Here is a 26703-nt window from a genome sequence, read left to right on the forward strand (position 1 = left end):
CTCAGCCCCGTCTCGGTCCTGCCTCGGTCCTGCCTCACTCCCACGACCCCTGCGCCGCGGGCAGCGCCGCGATCTCCGCCAGGTCCGTCTCCGTCAGGCGCAGCTCCGCCGCCCCGGCGTTCTCGGCGACCCACCGCTCCCGCTTGGCACCCGGCACCGGGACCACCTGCCCGCCCAGGGACGACACCCAGGCCAGGGCCACCTGCGCCGGGGTGACGTCCGGGCCGTGCCGGCGGGCGACACGGCGCAGGCCGACCACGATCGGCTGGTTCGCGGCCATCATCTCGGCCGTGAAGCGCGGGTGCCGGGCGCGCAGATCGTCCGCCTCGAACCCCTCACCCGGTGTCAGCGTGCCGGTCAGGAAGCCGTTGCCGAGCGGCATCGCGGCCAGGAAGCCCACTCCGCGTGCCCCGCACCACGGCAGCAGCGCCTCCACCGCCTCCGGCGACCACACCGACAGTTCCGCCTGCACCGCGCTCACCGGGAAGACCTGCTGCACCCGCTCCAGCTGCCGGATCGTCGTGTCGTGCAGCCGCGCCCCCGGTCGCCGCGCCGACCGCGCGCCGACCGCGCAGAGCCCCAGCGCCCGTACCTTTCCGGCCTGGACGAGTTCGGCCATCGCGCCCCAGGTCTCCTCGACCGGTACCTCCGGGTCCGCGCGGTGCAGCTGGTAGAGGTCGATGACGTCCGTCTGGAGCCGCCGCAGGGACGCGTCACAGGCTCTTCTCACGTACCCGGGGCGGCCGTTGGCCACGATGTGCTGATCGCCCACCAGCAGGCCGACCTTCGTCGACACGAAGGCCTCAGCACGCCGCTCCTTCAACACCCGCCCCAACAGCAGCTCGTTGGTGAACGGGCCGTACATGTCGGCCGTGTCCAGCAGCGTCGAACCCAGGTCGAGTGCCCGGTGCACCGCCCTGAGCGAGTCCTCGCCGCGCTGTCGCGAGGTGCTGTAGGCCCAGCTCATCGGCATGCATCCGAGTCCGACGGCCCCCACCGCGAGCGCCGTCGCGCCGATCGTCCTGCGCTCCACCTGGTCGTGACCCTCCCTCTCCCGGCCACCAACCTAACCTCTGCCGCCGTACGCCCCTGACATAGCCTCCTGGCCATGACTGCTGACGTATGGCTTCCCCTTCCGCCGGACGAGATCGAAGGCCTTCCCGAGGGGCCCGCGTACCGCTTCTGGGACGGCGCCGAGGACTTCCCCGCAGACCCGGCCGACTGCGTGTTCTACGTCGTGCCGTACATGAAGCCCAGTGAGATCGGAGTGCGCCCGCTGCCACTGATGAGCTCCGTCCGGGTCGTGCAGACCCTGTCCGCCGGCATCGACCACGTGCAGCCGGGGCTGCGGCACCTGCGCCCCGGTGTGCGGCTGTGCAACGCGCGCGGTGTGCACGAGGCGAGCACGGCGGAGCTGACGCTCGCCCTGATCCTGGCCTCACTGCGCGGCCTGCCCGATTTCGTGCGGGCGCAGGACAAGGGGGAGTGGCTCGGGGGGTTCCGGCCCGCGCTCGCCGACCGGAGCGTGCTCATCGTGGGGTACGGATCGATCGGCGCGGCGATCGAGGACCGGCTCACCCCGTTCGAGCTCGCGCGGGTGGCGCGCGTGGCGCGCTCCGAGCGCACCACGGCGCGCGGCCCGGTGCATCCGTTCACCGAACTGCCCTCGCTGCTGCCGGAGGCGGACGTCGTCGTCCTCGCCACCCCGCTGACCGAGTCCACCCGGCACCTCGTGGACGCCGGCTTCCTGGCCCGGATGAAGGACGGCGCCCTGCTCGTGAACATGGCGCGGGGACCCGTCGTCGACACCTCGGCCCTGCTCACCGAGGTGGAGAGCGGCCGTATCACCGCGGCGCTCGACGTCACCGATCCCGAGCCCCTTCCCGCGGAGCATCCCCTGTGGAGGGCGCCGGGCGTCCTCATCAGCCCGCACGCCGGCGGACCCACCTCCGCCTTCCGGCCGCGTGCCGAGCGGTTGCTGGTGGACCAGTTGAACCGTTTCCTGAACCAGGAGGAGCTCCGGAACGTGATCCTGGTGACGGGGGCGGCAAGCGCGTAGTCCGCTTCGAGCACGGTCCGCGACCGTTCGGACGCTATGAGTGCTCACGCGTCAGGTGATCGTTACGGAGAGTAGATAAGCTATGTCCCTGAGTGACGAGACTGGTGTATCGTCCCGACAGGGGCTGCGCCGCTGACCGATCGGCGCGGGGGATTGACATTGCGGACTGTGAGGGGGGCGACGGGCGATGCACGGCCTATGGACGAGCGATCCGACGCGACGGAGCCGCCGTCGGCGACCCTGGCGCACGACTGCGCGCAGCCAGGGGCACCGCGGCGAGTGGCCGCCCCGCCCCGCGCCCCGGAACCCGGGGAGTGCGGGGGTGTCGCGGTATCCGAGGGGCGTGGAGGCAGCGCGGACCGGGAGGGACCGGTGAGCGCGCCGGCCTCCACGTCCACGCTCGAGGAGGCGGTGCGGACGCAGCCCGCCCCGGGAGTGACGCCGGCCCGCCCGACGGCCGTGGCCCGCCGGGCGGGCCTGGTCCCGCAGCTTGTCCTGACCTTCGTCTGCGCGGCCTATGCCATCGGGGCCGCGCTTGGTTGGGGATCGGACCGACTCGCTCTGATCATGGGTGACTTCGGGCTGAGCGCCGCCGCGGCCGCGGCGGCCGTGTCCTGCTTCCTCTACGCGCGCGGCCGCCACATCAGCTTCCGACCCGCCTGGCTGCTGTTCGGCATCTCCTCCGCCATGGCGTCCCTGGGCAACCTGGTCTGGGGGTGGTACGAGGTCGTTCTGGGGCTGCCCGTGCCCAGCCCCAGCTACGCGGACCTGTTCTTCCTGTGCTTCGCGCCCCCCGCCATCGTCGGGCTGCTGGTGCTCGCCAAACGGCCCGTGACCAAGGCCGGCTGGGTCTGTCTGGGGCTGGACGCCTGGCTGATCGGCGGCTCCCTGCTCACCCTCGCCTGGAGCCTCGCGCTCGCCCAGGCCGCGCAGGCCGGCGGTGAGGACGTGGCGCACACCGCGCTGTCGCTGGCCTATCCGCTGCTCGACATCGCCCTGGTCAGCATGGTCCTCGCCCTGCACTTCCGGCGGTCGGCGGTGAACCGCTCCGCGGTCAACACCGCGATCGGCGCGCTCGCGCTCACCGTGATGTGCGACGCCGTGTTCACCTCCCCGCTGCTGCACGACACCTACCGCTCGGGGCAGCTGCTCGACGCGGGCTGGTTCGCCGGCTCACTGCTCCTGGCGTACGCCCCCTGGACCGGACCGAGGAGCGACCGGTCCGAGGACGAGGGGCACACGCGCGTGGTGCGCGAGTACCTGCCCGGACAGCGCGGCGGACCCGGCCACCACCATCTCCCCGGGCCCGGCGGTGAGCGCGCCCGTTATCCGGTCTCCCGGCCCATCGCCGGTTCCCTCGCCGCGCTCACCCCGTACCTCGCCGCGGCGGTGTGCACCCTGGGCATCCTCTACACCGTCCTCAACGGCCGCAGCGTCGACCGCGTGGTCCTGCTCACCGGCGGCACCGTGGTGCTCGCACTCGTCGTGCGCCAGGGCATCATGCTGCTCGACAACATCACCCTCACCCAGGAGCTGGCGCACAAGGAGAACCACTTCCGCTCCCTGGTGCAGGGCTCCAGCGACGTCATCATGATCGCCGCGCCCAGCGGCATGCTCCGCTACGTCTCCCCGGCCGCCGCCGGGGTGTACGGCCGTCCCGCGGAGGAGCTGGTGGGTACGGAACTGGCCCAGCTCATCCACCCGGAGGACCTGGGCTGCGTCGTGCACGAGGTGCGCCGCTTCCTCGCCGCCAGCCCCGTCGAGGAACCCACCACGCGCATCGAGTGCCGTTTCCGCTCCGGCGGTGGGGGAGAAGCCGAGAGCGGGGGAGGCTGGCTGAACGTGGAGTCGACCGTCAACCGGCACCACGGCGGCCTCATCTTCAACAGCCGGGACGTCACCGAGAGAGTGCGCCTGCAGGCGCAGCTCCAGCACAACGCCGAACACGACCCGCTGACCGACCTGCCCAACCGCGCCCTGTTCACCCGGCGCGTCCAGCAGGCCCTGTCCGGCCGCCGCGCCTCCGACCGGGGCGCCGCCCTCAGGGGCACGGCCGTGCTCTTCATCGACCTCGACGGCTTCAAGGCGGTCAACGACACCATCGGCCACCAGGCCGGGGACGAGCTGCTCGTCCACGCCGCCCGCAGGCTCCGGGACGCGGTCCGCAAGGGCGACACCGCCTCCCGGCTGGGCGGCGACGAGTTCGCCGCCCTGATCGTGGGCGACGGTGCCCGGGACCGGGAGGCCCGCGAGCGGCACATCCTGGAGCTCGCCGACCGTCTCAGAGTGACCCTGTCCCAGCCCTACCTCATCGACGGCAACGATGTCCGGGTCAACGCCTCCATCGGTGTCGCCTTCGCCGAACCGGCCCTCGGCGCGGGTGAACTGCTGCGCAACGCGGACCTCGCCATGTACCGGGCCAAGGCCGGCGGCAAGGGCCGGGTGGAGCTGTACCGGCCGCAGATGCAGCAGGACGTCGTCCGCAGGGCGGAGCTGGCCACCCGGCTGCGCGCCGCGCTGCACGACGGGGAGTTCGCGCTGCTGCACCAGCCGGTGGTGTCCCTGGGGGACGGCAGGATCACCTCGGTCTGCGCGCAGGCGCGCTGGCGTTCCGCGCAGGGTGTGCTGTTCACCCCCGCGGAGTTCCTGCGCGTCGCCGAGGACAGCGAGAAGACCGCCGAGCTGGACCGCTGGCTGCTGGAGGAGGCGGTCGAACAGGCCGCCGAACGGCAGGGGACGGGGGTGTCGGTGCCCGTGGCCGTCCGGCTCGGTGCCCGCAGGCTGCTGGACCGCTCGCTGCCGCTCAGCTCGATCGAGGCCCTGCTCACCCGGTACGGACTGCCCTCCGGCTCGCTGGTCGTCGAGGTGGCCGAAACCGACCCGCGGGTCTGCCTGGACGAGCTGGAGCGCCGCCTGACCGCCCTCAGGCGCGTCGGCGTCCGCATCGCCCTGGACGGCTTCGGCGACGGCTACGCGGCGATCACCGCCCTCAGGCGGCTCCCCGTCGACGTGCTCAAACTCGACCGCAGCCTGGTCGAGGGCGTGGTCGAGTCCGCGCGGCTGCACAAGATCACCAGCGGACTGCTGCGCATCGCCGGCGACCTCGGGATGCAGTCCGTGGCCGACGGGGTGGACCTGCCCGAGCAGGTCGTCGCCCTCCGCGCGATGGGATGCACGCACGGGCAGGGCATGGCCTTCTCCGGACCCCTGGACGAGTACCGGCTGCGCAGGGCACTCGGCGCCGGCCGCTGTCCGATGCCGCACGGGCCGGCCGAACCCGCGTTCGCGGGCGGCGGCTCCGGCGGGTACACGTCGGGGGTGGCCACCATGCTCAGAGGTGGCACGGCTCTGCGCTCACATGATGAGACGCCTGTCCCACCCACTTGACAGTCGGTGCACGCCGGGGGGAGGGTCAATGCCATGCGCACCCGAATTCTCGTACTTGGAAAGCGCGTCGGCTGACGCTGAGCATCGATGCTCAGCGCCCCCGCCCGGCGCGCTCCCCTCGCTTGCCTTTTGGCACGAGGGGTTTTTTGTTGCACCAGCACCTGCCGCACCGCTCGCACACACCGCACAAACCTCGCAAGAACCCTCAGCATCGAGAAGAGAAGCCGATGACCGAGCAGGCCACCGGGGCCCATCCGCAGCCGCGGCCCCGATCCGGAGGACAGCAGTCCACCCCCGAGAGCGTCACGGGCGCGCAGTCCCTCATTCGCTCTCTCGAGGAGGTCGGCGCCGACACGGTATTCGGCATCCCCGGCGGTGCGATCCTTCCCGCCTACGACCCGCTGATGGACTCCACCCGGGTGCGTCACGTCCTGGTCCGGCACGAGCAGGGCGCCGGCCACGCGGCCACGGGGTACGCGCAGGCCACCGGCAAGGTGGGCGTCTGCATGGCGACCTCGGGCCCCGGCGCCACCAACCTGGTCACCCCGATCGCCGACGCGCACATGGACTCCGTGCCGCTGGTCGCGATCACCGGCCAGGTCGCCTCCAAGGCGATCGGCACGGACGCCTTCCAGGAAGCGGACATCGTCGGCATCACCATGCCGATCACCAAGCACAACTTCCTGGTCACCAAGGCCGAGGACATCCCCCGGGTGATCGCGCAGGCCTTCCACATCGCCGCCACCGGCCGTCCCGGTCCGGTGCTGGTGGACATCGCCAAGGACGCCCTCCAGGCGAAGACCACCTTCTCCTGGCCGCCCACCATGGACCTGCCCGGCTACCGGCCCGTCACCAAGCCGCACGCCAAGCAGATCCGCGAGGCGGCCAAGCTGATCACCGCCGCGAAGCGGCCGGTCCTCTACGTCGGCGGCGGTGTCATCAAGGCCCGCGCCACGGCCGAGCTGAAGGTCCTCGCGGAACTCACCGGTGCTCCCGTCACCACCACCCTGATGGGACTCGGAGCATTCCCCGACAGCCACCCGCTGCACGTGGGAATGCCGGGCATGCACGGTTCGGTCACCGCCGTCACCGCGCTGCAGAAGGCCGACCTGATCGTCGCCCTCGGAGCCCGCTTCGACGACCGCGTCACCGGCAAGCTGGACAGCTTCGCCCCGTACGCCAGGATCATCCACGCCGACATCGACCCGGCCGAGATCGGCAAGAACCGCGCCGCCGACGTGCCGATCGTCGGTGACGCCCGCGAGGTCCTCGCCGACCTCGTCCAGGCCGTCCAGAAGGAGCACGCCGAGGGTCACTGGGGCGAGGCCGCCAGGTCGAGGTATGCGGCCTGGTGGAAGGACCTGAGCCGCTGGCGCGACACCTACCCCCTGGGCTACGACCAGCCCGAGGACGGTTCGCTCTCCCCGCAGCAGGTCATCGAGCGCATCGGACAGCTGGCGCCCGAGGACACGATCTTCGCTGCGGGCGTGGGCCAGCACCAGATGTGGGCCGCGCACTTCATCCAGTACGAGAAGCCCGCCACCTGGCTGAACTCCGGCGGCGCCGGAACCATGGGCTACGCCGTCCCGGCGGCCATGGGCGCCAAGGCCGGACAGCCCGGCCGGGCCGTCTGGGCGATCGACGGCGACGGCTGCTTCCAGATGACCAACCAGGAACTCACCACCTGCGCCCTGAACAACATCCCGATCAAGGTCGCCGTCATCAACAACGGCGCTCTCGGGATGGTCCGCCAGTGGCAGACCCTGTTCTACAACCAGCGGTACTCCAACACCGTGCTGGGCTCCGGCCCCGTCGAGACGAGCAACACCCCCACCGATCTGAACGGCGGCTCCGCCGTGGGACCGGCCACGCAGCGGAGTGCCGGCACCCGCGTGCCCGACTTCGTCAAGCTGTCGGAGGCCATGGGCTGCCACGCGATCCGCTGCGAGGACCCGGCGGACCTCGACAAGGTCATCGAGGAGGCGAACTCGATCAACGACCGCCCGGTCGTCGTCGACTTCATCGTCCACCAGGACGCCATGGTGTGGCCGATGGTCGCCGCCGGCACCTCCAACGACGAGATCATGGCCGCCCGCGACGTCCGCCCCGACTTCGGCGACAACGAAGACGACTGAGCGAGAGAGACCCAAGAGATCATGTCCAAGCACACGCTCTCCGTCCTGGTGGAGAACACCCCCGGCATCCTGGCCCGGATCGCCGCGCTGTTCTCCCGCCGCGGCTTCAACATCGACTCGCTCGCCGTCGGTGTCACCGAGCACCCCGACATCTCCCGCATCACCATCGTGGTGAGCGTCGAGGAGTTCCCGCTGGAGCAGGTGACCAAGCAGCTCAACAAGCTCGTCAACGTTCTGAAGATCGTCGAACTCGAGCCGTCGCAGGCCGTCCAGCGCGAACTCGTCCTGGTGAAGGTGCGCGCCGACAACGAGACGCGTTCCCAGATCGTCGAGATCGTCCAGCTGTTCCGCGCCAAGACCGTGGACGTCTCCCCGGAGGCCGTCACCATCGAGGCCACCGGCAGCAGCGACAAGCTGTCCGCCATGCTCAAGATGCTGGAACCGTTCGGCATCAAGGAACTGGTCCAGTCCGGGACGATCGCGATCGGACGCGGTGCCCGTTCGATCACCGACCGGTCGCTGCGCGCTCTCGACCGATCGGCGTAAGGCGGAACCGGGCGGTCGGCGACACACCGGCCGCCCGTATTCCGAGACCCCAAGACTTCCCGTCCCCTCACCGTCATACGGTGGGAAGCGACACCCGCACACAAGGAGAGAACCCAAAGTGGCCGAGCTGTTCTACGACGCCGACGCCGACCTGTCCATCATCCAGGGCCGCAAGGTCGCGGTCATCGGTTACGGCAGCCAGGGCCACGCCCACGCCCTGTCGCTCCGTGACTCGGGTGTCGACGTCCGTGTCGGTCTGCACGAGGGCTCCAAGTCCAAGGCCAAGGCCGAGGAGCAGGGCCTGCGCGTGGTGACCCCGTCCGAGGCCGCCGCCGAGGCCGACGTCATCATGATCCTCGTCCCGGACCCGATCCAGGCCCAGGTCTACGAGGAGCACATCAAGGACAACCTGAAGGACGGCGACGCCCTGTTCTTCGGTCACGGCCTGAACATCCGCTACGGCTTCATCAAGCCGCCGGCCGGCGTGGACGTCTGCATGGTCGCCCCCAAGGGCCCGGGCCACCTGGTGCGCCGCCAGTACGAGGAGGGCCGCGGCGTTCCGTGCATCGCGGCCGTCGAGCAGGACGCCACGGGCAACGCCTTCGCGCTGGCCCTGTCGTACGCCAAGGGCATCGGCGGCACCCGCGCCGGCGTCATCAAGACGACCTTCACCGAGGAGACCGAGACCGACCTGTTCGGTGAGCAGGCCGTCCTCTGCGGTGGCACCGCGGCGCTGGTCAAGGCGGGCTTCGAGACGCTGACCGAGGCGGGCTACCAGCCGGAGATCGCCTACTTCGAGTGCCTGCACGAGCTGAAGCTGATCGTCGACCTCATGTACGAGGGCGGCCTGGAGAAGATGCGCTGGTCGATCTCCGAGACCGCCGAGTGGGGCGACTACGTCACCGGCCCGCGGATCATCACCGACGCCACCAAGGCCGAGATGAAGAAGGTCCTCGCTGAGATCCAGGACGGCTCCTTCGCCCAGCAGTGGATGGACGAGTACCACGGCGGTCTGAAGAAGTACAACGAGTACAAGAAGCAGGACTCCGAGCACCTCCTGGAGACCACCGGCAAGGAGCTGCGCAAGCTGATGAGCTGGGTCAACGAAGACGCGTGAGCCGAGCGCCCCGCGACGGCGCCGTGCCCGGGCCGCCCCGGCCCGCCGGCGCCGTCGCGGAGGCTTCGCCCCCCACCCCGTATCTCCCAACGCCACAGGGGCTGGATTCTTCGTTGGCAGGCCTGCCCGGCCACTTCCGGATGATCCTTCCGCAGTGACGCAGGACGGCGCCCCGGCGCCACTACACTGCTGAGACATACGCGTCAGGCCCACAGCGTCGTGCGTCTTCCACGCGGCTAAGCGACACCGAGGAATGCAGGCCACCCCGGCGCCGCCCCCCTCCACCGCATGCGGCCGTCGGGACGGCCGTCGTCCCCCGTAGCGCCACCCGCGCGCGGGTGGTGCCCCCATGGACATGTGAGGACTCACGTGAGCTCGAAACCTGTCGTACTCATCGCCGAAGAGCTGTCGCCCGCGACCGTGGACGCGCTCGGACCGGACTTCGAGATCCGCCACTGCAACGGCGCGGACCGGGCGGAACTCCTGCCTGCCATCGCCGACGTGGACGCGATCCTGATCCGTTCCGCCACCAAGGTCGACGCCGAGGCCATCGCCGCCGCGAAGAAGCTCAAGGTCGTCGCGCGGGCCGGGGTCGGCCTGGACAACGTCGACGTCTCCGCCGCCACCAAGGCGGGCGTGATGGTGGTCAACGCCCCCACCTCGAACATCGTGACCGCCGCGGAACTCGCCTGCGGTCTGATCGTCGCCACCGCGCGCAACATTCCGCAGGCCAACGCCGCGCTGAAGAACCACGAGTGGAAGCGCAGCAAGTACACGGGCGTCGAGCTCGCCGAGAAGACCCTCGGGGTCGTGGGTCTGGGGCGGATCGGCGCCCTCGTCGCGCAGCGCATGTCCGCCTTCGGCATGAAGATCGTCGCCTACGACCCCTATGTGCAGCCCGCGCGGGCCGCGCAGATGGGCGTGAAGGTGCTGTCGCTGGACGAGCTGCTCGAGGTCTCCGACTTCATCACCGTCCACCTGCCCAAGACCCCGGAGACGCTCGGCCTGATCGGCGACGAGGCGCTGCGCAAGGTCAAGCCGAGCGTGCGCGTCATCAACGCCGCGCGCGGCGGCATCGTCGACGAGGAGGCGCTGTACTCGGCGCTCAAGGAGGGCCGCGTCGCCGGCGCGGGCCTCGACGTGTACGCCAAGGAGCCGTGCACGGACTCCCCGCTGTTCGAGTTCGACCAGGTCGTCTGCACCCCGCACCTCGGTGCCTCCACCGACGAGGCCCAGGAGAAGGCCGGCATCGCCGTCGCCCGCTCGGTGCGTCTCGCGCTCGCCGGTGAGCTGGTCCCGGACGCGGTGAACGTGCAGGGCGGGGTCATCGCCGAGGACGTCAAGCCGGGCCTGCCGCTCGCCGAGCGCCTCGGCCGGATCTTCACCGCGCTCGCCGGTGAGGTCGCGGTCCGCCTCGACGTCGAGGTGTACGGCGAGATCACCCAGCACGACGTGAAGGTGCTGGAGCTCTCCGCCCTCAAGGGCGTCTTCGAGGACGTCGTCGACGAGACGGTCTCCTATGTGAACGCGCCCCTGTTCGCCCAGGAGCGGGGCGTCGAGGTGCGGCTGACCACCAGCTCCGAGTCGGCCGACCACCGCAACGTGGTCACCGTGCGCGGCACCCTCGCCGACGGCGAGGAGATCGCGGTCTCCGGCACGCTGGCCGGGCACAAGAACGTCCAGAAGATCGTCGCGGTCGGCGACTACGACGTGGACCTCGCGCTCGCCGACCACATGGTCGTCCTGCGCTACGAGGACCGTCCGGGTGTCGTCGGCACCGTGGGCCGCATCCTGGGCGAGGCGGGCATCAACATCGCCGGCATGCAGGTCGCCCGCGCGACGGTCGGCGGCGAGGCGCTCGCCGTGCTGACGGTCGACGACACGGTGTCCACCGCGGTGCTGGGTGAGCTCTCGACGGAGATCGGGGCGACGTCGGCCCGGTCGGTGAACCTGGTCTGATCCCGTCGTCCCCGGGAGCCCCGGCCCCGGGTCCCCGTCCGGACTGAAGGGCGCCGGGCGGCCGAGAACTGTCTCGGCCGCCCGGCGCCCTTTCCGTCGGCCAGGTGATCAAGGCCGCCCCTCGGCGCCGACGCGGCTCCCGGTGATCACAGGCGGTGCGCCTTCAGCACCATGTGCAGCAGGAGCCGGTCCTCGCCGTCGTCCAGGTCGAGGCCGGTGAGCTGCTCGATGCGGGACAGGCGGTAATACAGGGTCTGACGGTGGATGCCCAGCTCGGCAGCCGTGCGGCCGGCCTGGCCCGCGCAGTCGAGATAGGTCTCGGCGGTGCGGGCGAGTTCCCGGTGCGCCGGGGCGAGCAGCGGGCCGACGACGGGGTCGTGGGCGGCCCGCGCGGGGAGCGCGGTCAGGAGCCGGTAGGAGCCGATCGAGGTCCACCGGGCCGCCGGGCCGAACCGGGGCTCGGCCAGGGCGGCGCGGGCCGCCGCCGACGCCTCGCCCCAGGCGACGTCGAGTTCGGCGAGGCCGACGCGGGGCGCGGCGATCCCGGCGGCCACGACGGGACCGGAACGGCCGCTTCGGCCGTCCCGCGCGCCGACCGCCCCGTCCCGGTGTCCGGGGCCGCTCCCGTGCGCCCGTTCCAGGAGCCGCGAGGCGGCCGTCGTCGCCGGGGTCAGCACGTCGGACGCGCGTAGCCGCAGCAGCAGCGCCAGCGACACGTCCGCGGCCCCCCACGGCAGGGTGCACAGCGCCGTCGCGCCCGGCACCGTACGGACCGACGGGGCGTCGTCGGGGTCGGCGGAGGGCCACGGGGCCACACAGACCATGATGTGCGGGCCGTCGGCGCGGCCACCGAGGGCGGTACGGAGTTCGGCGACCGCCATGTCGCGCTGCCAGTCGCGTTCCGCACTGAGGACGGCCCGCAGCTCGCGGGTCAGGTCCGCGCCGTGCTGCGCCTCGTCCGCGAGCAGCGCGCCGATCCGCGCCGTCACCCGCATGGCCGCGTCCAGCTGCCGTTCCGAGGGCCCCGGGGCGTAATCCAGCAGCCAGACGTAACCGAGGACGACACCCCGATGGCGTACCGGAAGGCAGATGCGTCCGCGGTGCACACCCGCCTCCGGGGTGCGCGGGATGCGCACCGGACCGGTCGCGCGCGTGATGCCGAAACCCTCGAACCAGGTGCGGACGGCGGCCGTCGAACGGCGGGTCAGGATCGAGCGGGTGCGCACCGGGTCCAGCGCGGACGGATCGAGGTCGCCCTCACTGTCGTACGCCCCGAACGCGATCAGCTCGAAGTCGCGGTTCTCCAGGGTCGCCGGAGCGCCCAGCAGCTCCGAGATCTCGTCCACCAGCTCCTGGTAGTGGCCCCTGTGTTCCGACGTCACCCCCGCATTGTCCCGCAGAACCGCGCGGCCTTCATACAACTGTCTGAGATCGGCGGCACGGATGCGTGACAGCTGTCGATGGCCCACGCTCGAAGGAATCCCTAGGTTTCACGGTGGTTCTCCGTGCCGTACCCGAAACGTCGGGTGACGGCCGTTTCGCAGCTTGTGGAGGTGCCCCGTGCTGGGTCCCGTGATTCTCGCCGCGTCGCGCAGCGACCGGATGCGACGCCTGGTCTCGGCGGCCCCGGTGACCAAGCAGGTCGTCGACCGCTTCATCCCCGGTGAGACCGTCGACGAGGTCCTGCCGATCATCCAGGAGCTCACCGGCAGTGGCCTGGAACTGACCATGGACGTCGTCGGCGAGGACATCACCACCCCCGAGCAGGCCGCCGCCGCACGCGACGCGTACCTGGAGCTGATCGACCGGCTGGGGCCGCTGGAGCTCGGCACCCGCGCCGAGATGTCGGTGAAGCTGTCGATGTTCGGCCAGGCGCTCCCCGGCGGCCACGAACTGGCGCTCGCCAACGTCCGCCCGGTCGTCGAGGCCGCCGCCGCGATCGGCACCACCGTCACCCTCGACGCCGAGGACCACACCACCCTCGACTCGATGTTCGCCATCCACGAGGAACTGCGGAAGGACTTCCCGCAGACCGGCTGCGTCATCCAGGCCTACCTCTTCCGCACCGAGGCCGACGCGCGCCGCCTCGCCGCCGACGGCAGTCGCGTACGGTTGGTGAAGGGCGCCTACAAGGAGCCCGCCGAGGTCGCCTACCAGCAGAAGCACGAGATCGACAAGGCGTACGTGCGCATCCTGCGGACGCTGATGGAGGGCGAGGGCTACCCGATGATCGGGTCCCACGACCCGCGCCTGATCTCCATCACCCAGGAACTGGCCCGCACCGCCGGGCGCAAGCTCGACGAGTACGAGTTCCAGATGCTCTACGGCATCCGCGGCGACGAGCACCTGCGACTGGCCGCCGAGGGTCACCGCATGCGCGTCTACACGGCCTACGGCACCGACTGGTACGGCTACTTCATGCGCCGTCTGGCGGAGAAGCCGGCGAACCTGCGCTTCTTCCTGCGCTCGATGGTCAGCAAGGGCTGAGCCCGAGCACCACCGCTCACCCACTCACCGCTCAAGTCAAGGAGTACGGAACCCATGGACGCTGTGACCCAGGTCCCCACGCCCGTCAACGAGCCGGTGCACGGCTACGCCCCCGGTACGCCCGAGCGTGCCCGGCTGGAGACCAAGCTCAAGGAGCTGGCCGACAACCCGGTCGACCTGCCCTGCACCATCGGCGGCGAGAAGCGGATGGGCGGCGGCGAGCGCTTCGACGTCGTGCAGCCGCACAACCACAAGGCACGCCTGGGCACCTACGCCAACGCCACCCGGCAGGACGCCCAGGACGCGATCGACGCCGCCCTGGCCGCCGCCCCCGCCTGGCGCGCGATGTCCTTCGACGACCGCGCGGCGATCATCCTGCGCGCCGCCGAACTGCTCTCGGGCCCCTGGCGCGAGACCATCGCCGCCTCCACCATGCTGGGCCAGTCCAAGACCGCCCAGCAGGCTGAGATCGACAGCCCCTGCGAGCTGATCGACTTCTGGCGGTTCAACGTCCACTACGCGCGCGGCATCCTGGCCGAGCAGCCCCCGGCCAACTCGCCGGGCGTGTGGAACCGCATGGACCACCGCCCGCTGGAGGGCTTCGTCTACGCGATCACGCCGTTCAACTTCAGCGCGATCGCCGCCAACCTGCCCACCGCGCCCGCGCTGATGGGCAACGTCGTGGTCTGGAAGCCGTCCCCGACCCAGACCCACGCCGCCGTGCTGCTGATGCGGCTGCTGGAGGAGGCCGGACTGCCCAAGGGCGTCATCAACCTCGTCACCGGTGACGGCATCGAGGTCTCCGAGGTCGCGCTCGAGCACCGGGACCTGGCGGGCATCCACTTCACGGGCTCGACCAAGACCTTCCAGCACCTGTGGAAGACGGTCGGCAACAACATCGAGAAGTACCGCACCTACCCGCGGCTGGTCGGTGAGACCGGTGGCAAGGACTTCGTCGTCGCCCACCCGTCGGCCGACCGCGCGATCCTCAAGACGGCGCTGACCCGCGGTGCCTTCGAGTACCAGGGCCAGAAGTGCTCGGCGACCTCCCGCGCGTACATCCCGGCCTCCATCTGGAACTCCGGGTTCAAGGAGGAGTTCGCCGCCGAGATCGACGGCATCAAGATGGGTGACGTCACCGACCTGTCCAACTTCATCGGCGCCGTCATCGACGAGCGGTCCTTCGCCAAGAACAAGGCCGCGATCGACCGTGCCAAGGAGGACCCGTCCTGCACGATCGTCGCGGGCGGCAGCTACGACGACTCCGTCGGCTACTTCGTCCGTCCGACCGTCGTCGAGTGCGACGACCCGGACAACGAGGTCTTCCGCACCGAGTACTTCGGCCCCTTCCTCGCCGTGCACGTGTACGACGACAGCGCGGCCGACGCCTACGACGAGATGCTGACCCAGATGGAGGCGGTGTCCGACTACGCGCTGACCGGCTCGGTCATCGCGAACGACCGCGCGGCCGCCGCGTACACGATGGAGAAGCTGCGCTACGCGGCCGGCAACTTCTACATCAACGACAAGTCGACCGGTGCCGTCGTCGGCCAGCAGCCCTTCGGCGGCGGTCGTGCCTCCGGCACCAACGACAAGGCCGGCGCCCCGCAGAACCTGATGCGCTGGACCCTGACCCGTGCCATCAAGGAGACGCTGGTCCCGCCGACCGACTACACGTACCCGCACATGGGCTGACGCCCCCCGGCAGCGGGACCTTCGTACCCGCTGCCGCTGCCCCGTCGGACGGGCCAGGTCGTACGGACCTGGCCCGTTTGACGTTTTCGCAGGTCACGGCGGTGTGACGCGGTCCACTGTCTCAGATAGTAGGAAGTCCGAGCAATTGTGCAGACAGATGCCCTGCGCACCCTTATTTTTGTAGGAGCCGAACGTCTCGCTCGATCAAGCGAACGGCGGTCGTGAGCCGGGCCCCATGCAGGCAATCCCTGCGGCCCCCGCTCCCCGCCCCTTCCGGTGACGCGTTTTTCCCTCTGCATTCCCGTCGCACCAGGCTTGTCGAAGGAGTCGATCCCCATGCCCGAGACCGCTGTCCGCCGCCGCGTCCGCCACGCCTCCCGTACGAGCGAGTCCGACCGCAAGAACGCCGCGGCCGCCCTCCAGCGCGCCCTCGACCGCCGGGACAACGGCGGCTCGACCGGCCACTGAGCCGCTCCGGGCGGTGCCGGTCGGTGGTCCCCCCCCATGCGGGTGTCCGCATCCCGGACGGCTCATGTCAGAGCATGGGACGAGGAGTAGGGTGCCCGCATGTCTCGCAGCATCAATCTCGCAGTGATCCCCGGTGACGGCATCGGCCAGGAAGTCGTGACCGAAGGTCTCAAGGTCCTCTCCGCCGTCCTTCCGCAGGATGTGAAGCTGGAGACCAAGGAGTTCGACTTCGGCGCGCGGCGCTACCACGCCACCGGTGAGACCCTCACCGAGGCCGACCTCGACGCGCTGAAGCAGTACGACGCCATCCTGCTCGGTGCCATCGGCGATCCGAGCGTCCCCTCCGGGGTCCTGGAGCGCGGCTTCCTGCTCAAGCTCCGCTTCGCCTTCGACCACCACGTCAACCTGCGGCCGTCGAAGCTCCTGCCGGGTGTGTCCACGCCGCTCGCGGGGCAGCCGGAGATCGACTTCGTCGTGGTCCGGGAGGGCACCGAGGGCCCCTACACCGGCAACGGCGGCACCATCCGCAAGGGCACCGAGCACGAGGTCGCCACCGAGGTCTCCGTCAACACGGCCTACGGTGTCGAGCGTGTCGTGCGTGACGCCTTCGCCCGTGCCCAGGCCCGCCCGCGCAAGAAGCTCACGCTGGTCCACAAGAACAACGTGCTGACCTTCGCCGGCCATCTGTGGACGAACGTCTTCAACAAGGTGGCCGCGGAGTTCCCCGAGGTCACCACCGACTACATCCACGTCGACGCCGCGACGATCTACCTGGTCACCGACCCGGCCCGCTTCGACGTCATCGTCACCGACAACCTCTTCGGTGACATCATCACCGACCTCGCCGCGGCCGTCTCCGGCGGCATCGGCGTCGCCGCGAGCGGGAACATCAACCCGTCCGGCCGGTTCCCGTCGATGTTCGAGCCCGTGCACGGCTCGGCCCCGGACATCGCCGGCCAGGGCAAGGCGGACCCGAGCGCCACGGTTCTCTCCGTCGCCCTCCTGCTGCGCCACCTCGGCCACGACGCCGAGGCGGCCCGCATCGAGGAAGCCGTCTCCGCCGACCTCGCGGAGCGCGGCGGTCTGCCCGCGCGCAGCACCTCCGAGATCGGCGACGCGCTCGCCGTACGCGTAGCCGGCTGACCGGGCGCGCACACTCGACACCACTCGAAGCCGCCGGTCGCAACCGCCCGGCGGCTTCCCCATGTCCCCGCCGGGTGCCACCATCGACCACCGGGCCGCATTCACCCCGTGTTCCCTCCGCCGCCGCCCCCGGGCGATAATCGAACGCGGAGCCGCGGAATGAGGGAATGCTCGGACGTCCTACCACTGGCCACCGGCCGTACGGGCGTGAGCGCGGCCCGTCACTACAACCGGTGAAGGACAACCACTCATGACGACGCCCACGATCGAGCTCAAGCCCTCCGCCCACCCCCTCTCGGACGCCGAGCGGGAGGCGATCCTGGCCGCCCCGGGATTCGGCCGCCACTTCACCGACCACATGGTGACGATCAAGTGGACCGAGGGCCGGGGCTGGCACGACGGACAGCTCGTCCCCTACGCGCCGATCCCCCTCGACCCGGCGACCCACGTCCTGCACTACGCGCAGGAGATCTTCGAGGGCCTGAAGGCCTACCGCAGGCCCGACGGGTCCGTCGCCACCTTCCGCCCCGAGAAGAACGCCGAGCGTTTCCAGCGCTCCGCCCGCCGCCTCGCGATGCCCGAGCTGCCGGTCGAGACGTTCATCGAGGCGTGCGACGCGCTGGTCGGGCAGGACAAGGCGTGGGTGCCGGCGCACGGCGGTGAGGAATCCCTCTACCTGCGCCCCTTCATGATCGCCACCGAGGTCGGGCTGGGCGTCAAGCCCGCCAACGAGTACCTGTTCCTGGTGATCGCCTCCCCGGCCGGCGCCTACTTCCCCGGCGGCGTGAAGCCGGTCTCCATCTGGGTCTCCGAGGACCGCGTCCGCGCCGTCCCCGGCGGCATGGGCGACGCGAAGACGGGCGGCAACTACGCCGCCTCGCTGCTCGCCCAGGCCGAGGCCGCGGCCAAGGGCTGCGACCAGGTCTGCTACCTCGACGCCGTGGAGCACACCTGGGTCGAGGAGCTCGGCGGCATGAACCTGTACTTCGTGTACGGCAACAAGATCGTCACGCCGGCCCTCACCGGCTCCATCCTGGAGGGCGTCACCCGTGACTCCCTGCTGAGCGTCGCCCGCGACCTCGGCTACGAGGCCGTCGAGGAGCGGGTCTCGGTCGACCAGTGGCAGCGCGACTCCGAGAACGGCACCCTCACCGAGGTGTTCGCCTGCGGTACCGCGGCCGTCATCACGCCCGTCGGCACCGTCAAGCGGGCCGGCGGCGAGTGGCGGCAGAGCGACGGCGAGCCGGGCGAGGTCACCCTGCGCCTGCGGCAGGCCCTGCTCGACATCCAGCGCGGCACGGCCGAGGACAAGCAGGGCTGGATGCACCCCCTGGGCTGACTCCCGTTTGCCGTGCCAGGGCCGCCCGGACCCCACCGTCCGCGGCGGCCCGTTCGCGGGGGCGGTTCGTCCGGTCGCCGAAGGGCGGACACCCAGCGCCCGTATCCTGAGACGGACGGTGGTCGTGGAGCCGGATTGTGCCAGACTGCCGCCGTGCTCTCGTTCGCCATGATTATTGGCAGCAGGCGCGCCGGTCCGCAGTGACCGCCCGTACGACAACGTACAGGCGGACACCGTCGTCCTCGACCCGCGCGCAGACCTCTCGCACCCGCGAGAGGTTTTTCTGTTTCCTGGCCCACCAGAAGCCGGGAAGCCGGCGTGAGGGACCATGGGGGACGGTGGAACCGGTCATTCCGGTAGACCGAGATCCAACCTCAGGAGCCTTCAGACCATGACCGCAACCAGTGAGCCCGACGACTCGTTCCACGTCTTCGACACCACCCTGCGCGACGGAGCCCAGCGCGAGGGCATCAACCTCACGGTCGCCGACAAGCTGGCCATCGCACGGCACCTGGACGACTTCGGTGTGGGCTTCATCGAGGGCGGCTGGCCGGGCGCGAACCCGAGAGACACCGAGTTCTTCGCCCGTGCCCAACAGGAGATCGAGTTCCGGCACGCCCAGTTGGTCGCCTTCGGCGCCACTCGTCGCGCCGGCACCACCGCTGCCGAGGACCCGCAGGTCAGGGCGCTCCTCGCCTCCGGCGCGCAGGTGATCACGCTGGTCGCCAAGTCCCACGACCGCCATGTCGAGCTCGCCCTGCGCACCACCCTGGACGAGAACCTGGAGATGGTCCGCGACACCGTCGCCTTCCTCACGGCCGAGGGCCGCCGGGTGTTCGTCGACTGCGAGCACTTCTTCGACGGTTACCGCGCCAACCCCGAGTACGCCAAGTCGGTCGTCCGCACGGCCTCGGAGGCCGGCGCCGACGTCGTCGTCCTGTGCGACACCAACGGCGGCATGCTCCCCGCCCAGATCCAGGCCGTGGTCTCGACGGTGCTCGCCGACACCGGCGCCCGGCTCGGCATCCACGCCCAGGACGACACCGGGTGCGCGGTCGCCAACACCCTCGCCGCCGTCGACGCGGGCGCCACCCACGTCCAGTGCACGGCCAACGGCTACGGCGAGCGCGTCGGCAACTCCAACCTGTTCCCGGTGGTGGCGGCGCTGGAGCTCAAGTACGCCAAGAAGGTCCTGCCCGAGGGACGGCTCCGGGAGATGACGCGCATCTCGCACGCCATCGCCGAGGTGGTCAACCTGACCCCGTCCACCCACCAGCCCTACGTGGGTGTCTCCGCCTTCGCCCACAAGGCCGGCCTGCACGCCTCCGCCATCAAGGTCGACCCGGACCTGTACCAGCACATCGACCCCGAGCGGGTCGGCAACACCATGCGGATGCTGGTGTCCGACATGGCCGGTCGCGCCTCCATCGAGCTCAAGGGCAAGGAACTCGGCATCGACCTGGGAGACGACCGCGAACTGGTCGGCCGGGTCGTGGAGCGGGTCAAGGAACGCGAGCTCAAGGGCTACACGTACGAGGCCGCCGACGCCAGCTTCGAACTGCTGCTGCGCGCGGAGGTCGAGGGCCGGCAGCTGAAGTACTTCGAGGTCGAGTCCTGGCGCGCGATCGTCGAGGACCGCCCCGACGGCACCCACGCCAACGAGGCCACGGTGAAACTGTGGGCCAAGAGCGAGCGCATCGTCGCCACGGCGGAGGGCAACGGTCCGGTCAACGCCCTGGACCGGGCCCTGCGCGTCGCCCTGGAGCGGATCTACCCGCAGCTCGCCAAGCTGGAACTGGTCGACTACAAGGTCCGCATCCTCGAGGGCAAGCACGGCACACACTCCACCACCCGGGTCCTGATCTCCACGTCCGACGGCGCGGGGGAGTGGTCGACCCTGGGCGTCGGGGACAACGTCATCGCCGCGTCCTGGCAGGCGCTGGAGGACGCGTACACCTACGGCCTGCTGCGGGCCGGGGTCGAACCGGCGGCCTGAGGGGACCGGCCCGGCAGGGACCCCGCGCCGTCGCGGGGGCCCCTGCCGGGCCCGATGCCCGTTCCCGGCCCGGTTCGGGTAGCTTCGAACATATGAAGGACGCGCTGACGCGTACCCTCGTACGCCTGCTGATCGTGCCCGTGGCCGCCGCGCTGGCGGTCCTGACGGCCGGGGCGCCGGGTGCGCACGCGGCCACCGACCTCTCGACCGTGGCCCAGGCCCTGCGCGAGAGTCCCGTCTACGTCGATCCCGAGGCGAGGGGCATCCTGTCCGAGTCGGACGCCGAGGCCCTCGCGAACAAGATCGAGGACGCGGACAAACCCGTCCTCGTGGCGGTCCTCCCGGCCGGTTACCCCACCGAGAACCTCTTCCGGAACCTGCGCACCGAGACCGGCATCACCGGTCTGTACGGCATCCGTCTCGGCGACGAGTTCGACGCGCGCGCCGACAGCAGCGTGCTGAGCCGCCAGGGCGTGCAGAACCTGGTCACGGCCGCGCAGGACGCGGGCGACGCCAAGGCCCAGCTGAACGACTTCGTCGACGACGCGCTGCGCAACATCGGCGGTTCGGCGCCGAGTTCCTGGAGCGGCGGGGCCGACGGAGTCCCCGTCGGCGGGCTGATCACCGCCGGCACCCTGCTGGCCGCCGGCGGCGCGGGCGCGTACGCGGTGTCCCGGCGCAACCGCAGGCGCCACGAGGCGGAGCAGCGGGCCGCGCTGGAGAAGCTGCGGGTGGTGGTCGACGAGGACATCACCGCGTTCGGCGAGGAACTCGACCGGCTCGACTTCCACCCCGGTGAGCCCGGCGCCGACGACGCCATGCGCGCCGACTACGAGCGCGCGCTGGACTCCTACGAGCAGTCCAAGCGGTTGATGGACGCGGCCGGCAGGCCGGAGGACGTCCGCGCGGTCACCCAGGCCGTGGAGGACGGCCGCTTCGCGCTGGCGCGGCTCGACGCCCGCCGTGCGGGCCGGCCGCTGCCGGAGCGCAGGCCGCCCTGCTTCTTCGACCCGCGCCACGGCCCCTCGGTCGCCGACGCCGCCTGGACACCCCCCGGCGGCACCGAGCGGGAGGTCCCGGTCTGTGCGGCGGACCGGACACGCCTGGCCGACGGCCACGAGCCGGCCGTCCGCGAGGTCGACACCGACCTGGGCCGCCGCCCCTACTGGGAGGCGGGCCCGGCCTACGGCCCCTGGGCGGGCGGTTACTTCGGCGGCGGCCTGCTGCCCGGTCTGCTGGTCGGCACGATGCTCGGCGGCATGATGGCGGGTCCCTCCTACGCGGCCGACTACGGCTCCGGCTACGGAGACTTCGGTGGCTACACGGGCGGAGACGTCTCCGGCGCCGACTTCGACAGCGGGGACTTCGGCGGCGGCTTCGGCGGGGGAGACTTCGGAGGCGGCGGCTTCGGCGGTGGGGACTTCGGCGGAGGGTTCTGAACGCCGGGCACGACGAACGCCGGACACCGGGTCCGTTCCCGCGCCCGGTTCCGGGGGCCGCGTCCCGGGGCCAGGTCCGGACACACCGAGCGCCCGCCCTCCCGTACGGGGGTACCGGGGGCGGGCGCGCTCAGGGTGGCGGCGGTCAGGGCCGCGCCGTCGGCGGATCAGACGTTGCGGATCGCCGAGATGTCGAAGTTCAGCTTGATCTTGTCGGAGACCAGGACGCCGCCCGTCTCCAGCGCCGCGTTCCAGGTCAGGCCCCACTCGGAGCGCAGGATCTCGGCCTTGCCCTCGAAGCCGATGCGCTGGTTGCCGAACGGGTCGGTGGCGGAGCCGTTGAACTCCAGGTCGATGGTGAGCGGCTTGGTGGTGCCGAGGATCGTCAGGTCACCGGTGATGCGGTAGTCGTCCCCACCGAGGGCTTCGGCCTTGGTGGAGCGGAACGTCATCGTCGGGAACTCGTCGATCTTGAAGAAGTCCGAGCTCTTCAGGTGACCGTCACGGTCGGCGCTGCCCGTCTCGATGCTCTCCATCACCACGTCGAGGGTGGCGGTGGAGTTGGACGGGTCGGAGCCGTCCAGGTGCAGCGTGCCGGTGAAGTCCTGGAAGCTTCCCTTGACGTTGGTGACCATCGCGTGCCGGGCGACGAAGCCGATGGTGGTGTGCGAGGGGTCGATCGTGTAGTCGCCGGTCAGGGCGGCCAGGTCCGGGTTCACGGCGGCCGGGGCGGGCGCGGCGGCGGTCTCGTTGCTCTTGCGGCTGAAGATGCCCATGGTGTGCTCCTCCTGGGGACGGGGATCGAATGATCCCGTTGAACGTTCAATCACTTTCGACGAGACCCACTGTAGACACATTCCCTTTAAAGTTCAACATCTTTCGGGGGTCTTCTCGAAGGTGCTGAAGACGGGTCCCCTCCGGCTCCGTCTTTCATGTCCCGTGCCCGTTTGTCCTCTCGAACCGCTACCCTCTGCGGGGCGGACCGACCCGAACGGGCGAACCCCGGGAGAACATCCGGGAACGCCTTTGAGCACGGGCGAGCAGCCGCCGTGGGCCCGGTGAATCCCCGGATGCGGGGCGCCCCGGCCGGTCTCGGGCCGGATCCTCCGGGAGGCCTGTGCCGCGCGGGGGTGTGAGAGGTGCCTCGGCCCCGAATTTTATGGGAACCATACAAGTCACGGGCCCTCAGAGCAGTCGGAACGCCTGCATGTCGCCTCGGTTCTGTTCAGTGGCACCAGGAAAACGCCCCGGAGACTGTGAGGAGTCGACGGCTCGCATTCCCGGGTGAGCTTCGTAAGGTCACTACATGACCGTTTTGGATGAGGCGCCGGGTGAGCCGACCGACGCGCGCGGACGCGTGGCCGAACTGCACGAGATTCGCGCACAGGCGCTGGCCGGCCCGAGCGAGAAGGCGACCCAGGCGCAGCACGCCAAGGGCAAGCTGACCGCACGGGAGCGCATCGAACTGCTGCTCGATCCGGGCTCCTTCCGTGAGGTCGAGCAGTTGCGCCGGCACCGGGCGACCGGCTTCGGCCTGGAGACCAAGAAGCCGTACTCCGACGGCGTGATCACCGGCTGGGGCACGGTGGAGGACCGTACGGTCTTCGTCTACGCCCATGACTTCCGGATCTTCGGCGGTGCGCTGGGCGAGGCCCACGCCACCAAGATCCACAAGATCATGGACATGGCCATCGCGGCGGGTGCGCCGCTGGTCTCCCTCAACGACGGCGCGGGCGCCCGTATCCAGGAGGGCGTCTCGGCGCTCGCCGGCTACGGGGGCATCTTCCAGCGCAACACCAAGGCGTCCGGTGTCATCCCGCAGATCAGCGTGATGCTCGGCCCGTGTGCGGGCGGTGCGGCCTACAGCCCGGCCCTGACGGACTTCGTGTTCATGGTCCGCGAGACCTCACAGATGTTCATCACCGGCCCGGACGTGGTCAAGGCCGTCACCGGTGAGGAGATCACCCAGAACGGCCTGGGCGGTGCGGACGTGCACGCCGAGACCAGCGGTGTCTGCCATTTCGCCTACGACGACGAGGAGACGTGCATCGCCGAGGTGCGCTACCTCCTCTCGCTGCTCCCGCAGAACAACCGCGAGAACCCCCCGCGGGTCGAGAGCGGCGACCCCGCGGAGCGCCGCGGCGAGACCCTGCTGGACCTGGTCCCGGCCGACGGCAACCGCCCGTACGACATGGCCAAGGTCATCGAGGAGATCGTCGACGACGGCGAGTACCTCGAGGTCCACGAGCGCTGGGCGCGCAACATCATCTGCGCGCTGGCCCGGATGGACGGCCAGGTCGTCGGCATCGTCGCCAACCAGCCCCAGGCGCTGGCGGGCGTGCTCGACATCGAGGCGTCCGAGAAGGCCGCCCGTTTCGTGCAGATGTGCGACGCCTTCAACATTCCGATCCTCACCTTCCTGGACGTCCCCGGCTTCCTCCCGGGCGTCGACCAGGAGCACGGCGGCATCATCCGCCACGGCGCGAAGCTGCTGTACGCGTACTGCAACGCCACCGTGCCGCGCATCTCGCTGATCCTGCGCAAGGCGTACGGCGGCGCGTACATCGTCATGGACAGCCAGTCCATCGGCGCCGACCTCACCTACGCCTGGCCCACCAACGAGATCGCCGTGATGGGCGCGGAGGGCGCGGCCAACGTCATCTTCCGCCGCCAGATCGCCGACGCCGAGGACCCGGACGCCATGCGGGCGCGCATGGTCAAGGAGTACAAGTCCGAGCTGATGCACCCCTACTACGCGGCCGAACGCGGTCTGGTCGACGACGTCATCGACCCCGCCGAGACCCGCGAGGTGTTGATCCGGTCCCTGGCGATGCTCCAGAACAAGCACGCCGACCTGCCTTCCCGTAAGCACGGCAACCCGCCCCAGTAACCCGGCGGACCCGCCGCGGCAACCCCGCGGACCTCTCTCCCAGGGAGACTGACAGCCATGAGCACACCTGACATCCGTGTCGAGAAGGGCCACGCGGAGCCCGAGGAAGTCGCCGCCATCACGGCGATCCTCCTGGCCCGTGCGGCCACCCGCCCCACCTCCGACATCCGGGCCCACCGCGGCCGCGCCAAGGCCGGCTGGCGCCGCCTCGAACGCGAGCCGGGTTTCCGCGCCCCGCACAGCTGGCGCTGACCTCGGACGAGAAGAGGCCCCTCCTGCAGAAGGAGGGGCCTCTTCTCATGGCACCGTCGGGAGACACCCGCGCCCGGCACACAACAGCCCCCGGCGGCCCGGCGGCCGCAGGGGGCAGTGCGCAACCCGGCGTGGAGCGCTACCGCAGCCGCGCCATCAGCGCGTGCTCGACCAGGGTGATCAGCGCGCTCTTGGCGTCCGAGCGGTGCCGGGCGTCGGTGGTGATGATCGGGGCGTCGGGCCCGATCTGCAGCGCCTCCCGCACCTCGTCCGGGTTGTACGGCTGGTTGCCGTCGAAGCCGTTCAGCGCGATGACGAACGGCAGGCCGCTGTTCTCGAAGTAGTCGACCGCGGGGAAGCAGTCGGCGAGCCTCCGCGTGTCGACGAGAACGATCGCGCCGATGGCGCCGCGGACCAGGTCGTCCCACATGAACCAGAAGCGGTCCTGGCCGGGTGTACCGAAGAGGTACAGGATCAGGTCCTGGTCCAGGGTGATACGGCCGAAGTCCATGGCCACCGTGGTGGTGGTCTTGTCCCCGGTGTGGGTCAGGTCGTCGATGCCCGCCGAAGCAGACGTCATGACGGCCTCGGTGCGCAGGGGATTGATCTCCGAGACAGCGCCGACGAACGTGGTCTTGCCCACGCCGAAACCGCCCGCCACCACGATCTTCGCGGAAGTGGTGGAGCGGGAAGGACCGCCGCTAGAGCTTGCGAAGTCCACTGAGCACCCTTTCGAGCAGTGTCACGTCTGGCTGGCCGCCGGCGCTCTCGTCGCCGCCGGGCTGATGGATGGCGACCAGTCCTGCCTCCGCCAAGTCGGCGACGAGAATCCTGGCCACACCGAGAGGGATGGTCAGCAGGGCCGAGATCTCGGCCACCGACTTGATCTCCCGGCAGAGGTGGCAGATCCGCTGATGCTCGGGCAACTGGCCCTGCATCTGGTGCGGCTGCGCGGTGGTGTGCACCAGCGCCTCGATGGCGAGCTGGTACCGCGGCCTGGTGCGGCCGCCCGTCATCGCGTACGGGCGCACCAGGGGATTGTTCGACGCCCCGGCGGGCGTCGGCTCGGGGGTACGGCGCTGCGGCTGCACGGGCTGGACGCGCGGCGCGTGCGGCTGGTCGTACGGGGCAGGGCCGGGGCCCTGCGGCGCGTACGGCTGCCGGTGGTCCGGTGGGGAGGGGTAGCCGTACCGGTTCTGGGAACCGTCGTTGTGACCCTGCGCAGGGTCGTACGACCAGTTGCCCGAAGACGATCCGTCCGGTGGTGTTACCACTTTCTCCTCCTCCGACTGTGCCTGGCACCCATCATGTGGTAGCCGCGTCCCGAAACCTTACGGCCACGGGACGCCGAACCGCACCGTCCGTTCGTCAGTTGAGCAGACTCCCTTGAAGCTCCGCACGAAGGTCCGGGGTCAGGACCGTACCGGCTCGGTCGACCAGAAGGGCCATCTCGTACCCGATGAGACCGATGTCCGCATCGGGATGTGCGAGAACCGCGAGGGAAGAACCGTCGGAGATGGACATGATGAACAGGAATCCCCGTTCCATCTCCACAACCGTCTGGTTCACGCTGCCACCCTCGAAGATCCGGGAGGCGCCTGCCGTCAGCGACGTCAGCCCGGAGGCCACGGCCGCGAGCTGGTCCGCGCGGTCGCGGGGGAATCCTTCGGACATCGCCAGAAGGAGGCCGTCGGCGGAGACCACCACCGTGTGGGACACCCCCGGGGTGTTGTCCACGAAGTTGGTGATCAACCAGTTCAGGTTCTGTGCCGCCTGGCTCATCGGGCTCAC

At 70.5% G+C, this 26703-nt stretch carries 21 protein-coding genes; 15 read left to right on the forward strand and 6 right to left on the reverse strand.

The genetic code is table 11. From position 1 onward, the window contains the following. Positions 1–34: 34 nt before the first annotated feature. A complete protein-coding gene (locus JL475_RS05875; protein ID WP_202276084.1) occupies positions 35–1033 on the reverse strand; it encodes an aldo/keto reductase in 999 nt (332 codons plus the stop codon). A gap of 75 nt (positions 1034–1108) precedes the next feature. Between JL475_RS05875 and JL475_RS05880 the strand changes: the two genes are divergently transcribed. From JL475_RS05880 to serA, 6 genes are all read left to right on the forward strand, one after another. Next, a complete protein-coding gene (locus JL475_RS05880; RefSeq protein ID WP_202276086.1) occupies positions 1109–2059 on the forward strand; it encodes a 2-hydroxyacid dehydrogenase in 951 nt (316 codons plus the stop codon). Between the two features lie 372 nt (positions 2060–2431). After that, positions 2432–5446, forward strand: a complete 3015-nt coding sequence (locus JL475_RS05885; protein ID WP_202276088.1) for a bifunctional diguanylate cyclase/phosphodiesterase — start codon at positions 2432–2434, stop codon at positions 5444–5446. A gap of 227 nt (positions 5447–5673) precedes the next feature. After that, positions 5674–7581 (forward strand): acetolactate synthase large subunit, encoded by a 1908-nt coding sequence (locus JL475_RS05890; RefSeq protein ID WP_202276091.1) that lies wholly within the window; start codon positions 5674–5676, stop codon positions 7579–7581. A gap of 21 nt (positions 7582–7602) precedes the next feature. Further along, positions 7603–8127 (forward strand): acetolactate synthase small subunit, encoded by a 525-nt coding sequence (ilvN, locus tag JL475_RS05895; protein ID WP_202276102.1) that lies wholly within the window; start codon positions 7603–7605, stop codon positions 8125–8127. A 118-nt stretch (positions 8128–8245) separates the two neighbouring features. Next, positions 8246–9244, forward strand: a complete 999-nt coding sequence (gene ilvC / locus JL475_RS05900; RefSeq protein ID WP_202276104.1) for a ketol-acid reductoisomerase — start codon at positions 8246–8248, stop codon at positions 9242–9244. 369 nt (positions 9245–9613) lie between these two features. Beyond that, entirely contained in the window at positions 9614–11203 is a 1590-nt protein-coding gene (gene serA / locus JL475_RS05905) for a phosphoglycerate dehydrogenase (protein ID WP_202276116.1), read from the forward strand. Between the two features lie 146 nt (positions 11204–11349). Here serA and JL475_RS05910 read toward each other — a convergent pair whose 3' ends face one another. Continuing rightward, entirely contained in the window at positions 11350–12585 is a 1236-nt protein-coding gene (locus JL475_RS05910) for a CdaR family transcriptional regulator (RefSeq protein ID WP_202276118.1), read from the reverse strand. A gap of 178 nt (positions 12586–12763) precedes the next feature. Here JL475_RS05910 and JL475_RS05915 point away from each other — a divergent pair, with 178 nt between their 5' ends. The 7 genes from JL475_RS05915 to JL475_RS05940 all read left to right on the forward strand — a co-directional run bounded on the left by JL475_RS05915 (position 12764) and on the right by JL475_RS05940 (position 21770). Further along, positions 12764–13690, forward strand: a complete 927-nt coding sequence (locus tag JL475_RS05915) for a proline dehydrogenase family protein (protein WP_202276119.1) — start codon at positions 12764–12766, stop codon at positions 13688–13690. Positions 13691–13744: 54 nt separating this feature from the next. Further along, complete coding sequence (pruA, locus tag JL475_RS05920) at positions 13745–15385, forward strand: L-glutamate gamma-semialdehyde dehydrogenase (protein WP_202276120.1); 1641 nt, start codon at positions 13745–13747, stop codon at positions 15383–15385. 336 nt (positions 15386–15721) lie between these two features. Next, positions 15722–15853: a hypothetical protein gene (locus tag JL475_RS41160; protein WP_272932900.1), complete on the forward strand. Its 132-nt coding sequence runs from the start codon at positions 15722–15724 to the stop codon at positions 15851–15853. 99 nt (positions 15854–15952) lie between these two features. Beyond that, entirely contained in the window at positions 15953–16996 is a 1044-nt protein-coding gene (locus JL475_RS05925) for a 3-isopropylmalate dehydrogenase (protein ID WP_202276121.1), read from the forward strand. Positions 16997–17246: 250 nt separating this feature from the next. Then, on the forward strand, positions 17247–18335 hold the full coding sequence (locus JL475_RS05930; protein WP_202276122.1) for a branched-chain amino acid aminotransferase: 1089 nt from the start codon (positions 17247–17249) through the stop codon (positions 18333–18335). A gap of 391 nt (positions 18336–18726) precedes the next feature. Then, the gene (cimA, locus tag JL475_RS05935; protein ID WP_202276123.1) at positions 18727–20331 is read left to right on the forward strand and encodes a citramalate synthase; all 1605 of its coding nucleotides are present in this window, start codon (positions 18727–18729) and stop codon (positions 20329–20331) included. Positions 20332–20423: 92 nt separating this feature from the next. Further along, entirely contained in the window at positions 20424–21770 is a 1347-nt protein-coding gene (locus JL475_RS05940; protein ID WP_202276124.1) for a hypothetical protein, read from the forward strand. A 167-nt stretch (positions 21771–21937) separates the two neighbouring features. Here the strand turns inward: JL475_RS05940 and JL475_RS05945 are convergent, their stop codons facing one another. Beyond that, positions 21938–22546 carry a YceI family protein gene (locus JL475_RS05945; protein WP_202276125.1) on the reverse strand — a complete coding sequence of 203 codons (609 nt, stop codon included), beginning with the start codon at positions 22544–22546 and terminating at the stop codon, positions 21938–21940. Positions 22547–23076: 530 nt separating this feature from the next. On the opposite strand from JL475_RS05945, the gene JL475_RS05950 reads away from it, so the two are divergent. Continuing rightward, a complete protein-coding gene (locus JL475_RS05950) occupies positions 23077–24660 on the forward strand; it encodes an acyl-CoA carboxylase subunit beta (protein ID WP_202276126.1) in 1584 nt (527 codons plus the stop codon). A 57-nt stretch (positions 24661–24717) separates the two neighbouring features. Beyond that, the gene (locus tag JL475_RS05955) at positions 24718–24912 is read left to right on the forward strand and encodes an acyl-CoA carboxylase subunit epsilon (RefSeq protein WP_202276127.1); all 195 of its coding nucleotides are present in this window, start codon (positions 24718–24720) and stop codon (positions 24910–24912) included. Positions 24913–25051: 139 nt separating this feature from the next. Here JL475_RS05955 and JL475_RS05960 read toward each other — a convergent pair whose 3' ends face one another. From JL475_RS05960 to JL475_RS05970, 3 genes are all read right to left on the reverse strand, one after another. Continuing rightward, a complete protein-coding gene (locus tag JL475_RS05960) occupies positions 25052–25633 on the reverse strand; it encodes an ATP/GTP-binding protein (RefSeq protein WP_109381174.1) in 582 nt (193 codons plus the stop codon). After that, a complete protein-coding gene (locus JL475_RS05965; protein ID WP_202276129.1) occupies positions 25614–26186 on the reverse strand; it encodes a DUF742 domain-containing protein in 573 nt (190 codons plus the stop codon). The genes JL475_RS05960 and JL475_RS05965 overlap by 20 nt, the downstream gene beginning before the upstream one ends. A gap of 94 nt (positions 26187–26280) precedes the next feature. After that, the gene (locus tag JL475_RS05970) at positions 26281–26694 is read right to left on the reverse strand and encodes a roadblock/LC7 domain-containing protein (RefSeq protein ID WP_055493648.1); all 414 of its coding nucleotides are present in this window, start codon (positions 26692–26694) and stop codon (positions 26281–26283) included. Positions 26695–26703 lie beyond the last annotated feature (9 nt).

Source organism: Streptomyces sp. M2CJ-2, assembly GCF_016757295.1.
GTDB lineage: Bacteria > Actinomycetota > Actinomycetes > Streptomycetales > Streptomycetaceae > Streptomyces.

Bases quoted from the DNA above. Each gene is read 5' to 3' on its own strand.
- JL475_RS05950 (WP_202276126.1), top strand. From the start codon at position 23,077: ATGACCGTTTTGGATGAGGCGCCGGGTGAGCCGACCGACGCGCGCGGA.
- JL475_RS05955 (WP_202276127.1), top strand. From the start codon at position 24,718: ATGAGCACACCTGACATCCGTGTCGAGAAGGGCCACGCGGAGCCCGAG.
- JL475_RS05925 (WP_202276121.1), top strand. From the start codon at position 15,953: ATGTCTCGCAGCATCAATCTCGCAGTGATCCCCGGTGACGGCATCGGC.
- pruA (WP_202276120.1), top strand. From the start codon at position 13,745: ATGGACGCTGTGACCCAGGTCCCCACGCCCGTCAACGAGCCGGTGCAC.
- ilvN (WP_202276102.1), top strand. From the start codon at position 7,603: ATGTCCAAGCACACGCTCTCCGTCCTGGTGGAGAACACCCCCGGCATC.
- JL475_RS05940 (WP_202276124.1), top strand. From the start codon at position 20,424: ATGAAGGACGCGCTGACGCGTACCCTCGTACGCCTGCTGATCGTGCCC.
- JL475_RS05890 (WP_202276091.1), top strand. From the start codon at position 5,674: ATGACCGAGCAGGCCACCGGGGCCCATCCGCAGCCGCGGCCCCGATCC.
- JL475_RS05945 (WP_202276125.1), bottom strand. From the start codon at position 22,546: ATGGGCATCTTCAGCCGCAAGAGCAACGAGACCGCCGCCGCGCCCGCC.
- JL475_RS05880 (WP_202276086.1), top strand. From the start codon at position 1,109: ATGACTGCTGACGTATGGCTTCCCCTTCCGCCGGACGAGATCGAAGGC.
- JL475_RS05930 (WP_202276122.1), top strand. From the start codon at position 17,247: ATGACGACGCCCACGATCGAGCTCAAGCCCTCCGCCCACCCCCTCTCG.
- JL475_RS05970 (WP_055493648.1), bottom strand. From the start codon at position 26,694: ATGAGCCAGGCGGCACAGAACCTGAACTGGTTGATCACCAACTTCGTG.
- JL475_RS41160 (WP_272932900.1), top strand. From the start codon at position 15,722: ATGCCCGAGACCGCTGTCCGCCGCCGCGTCCGCCACGCCTCCCGTACG.
- cimA (WP_202276123.1), top strand. From the start codon at position 18,727: ATGACCGCAACCAGTGAGCCCGACGACTCGTTCCACGTCTTCGACACC.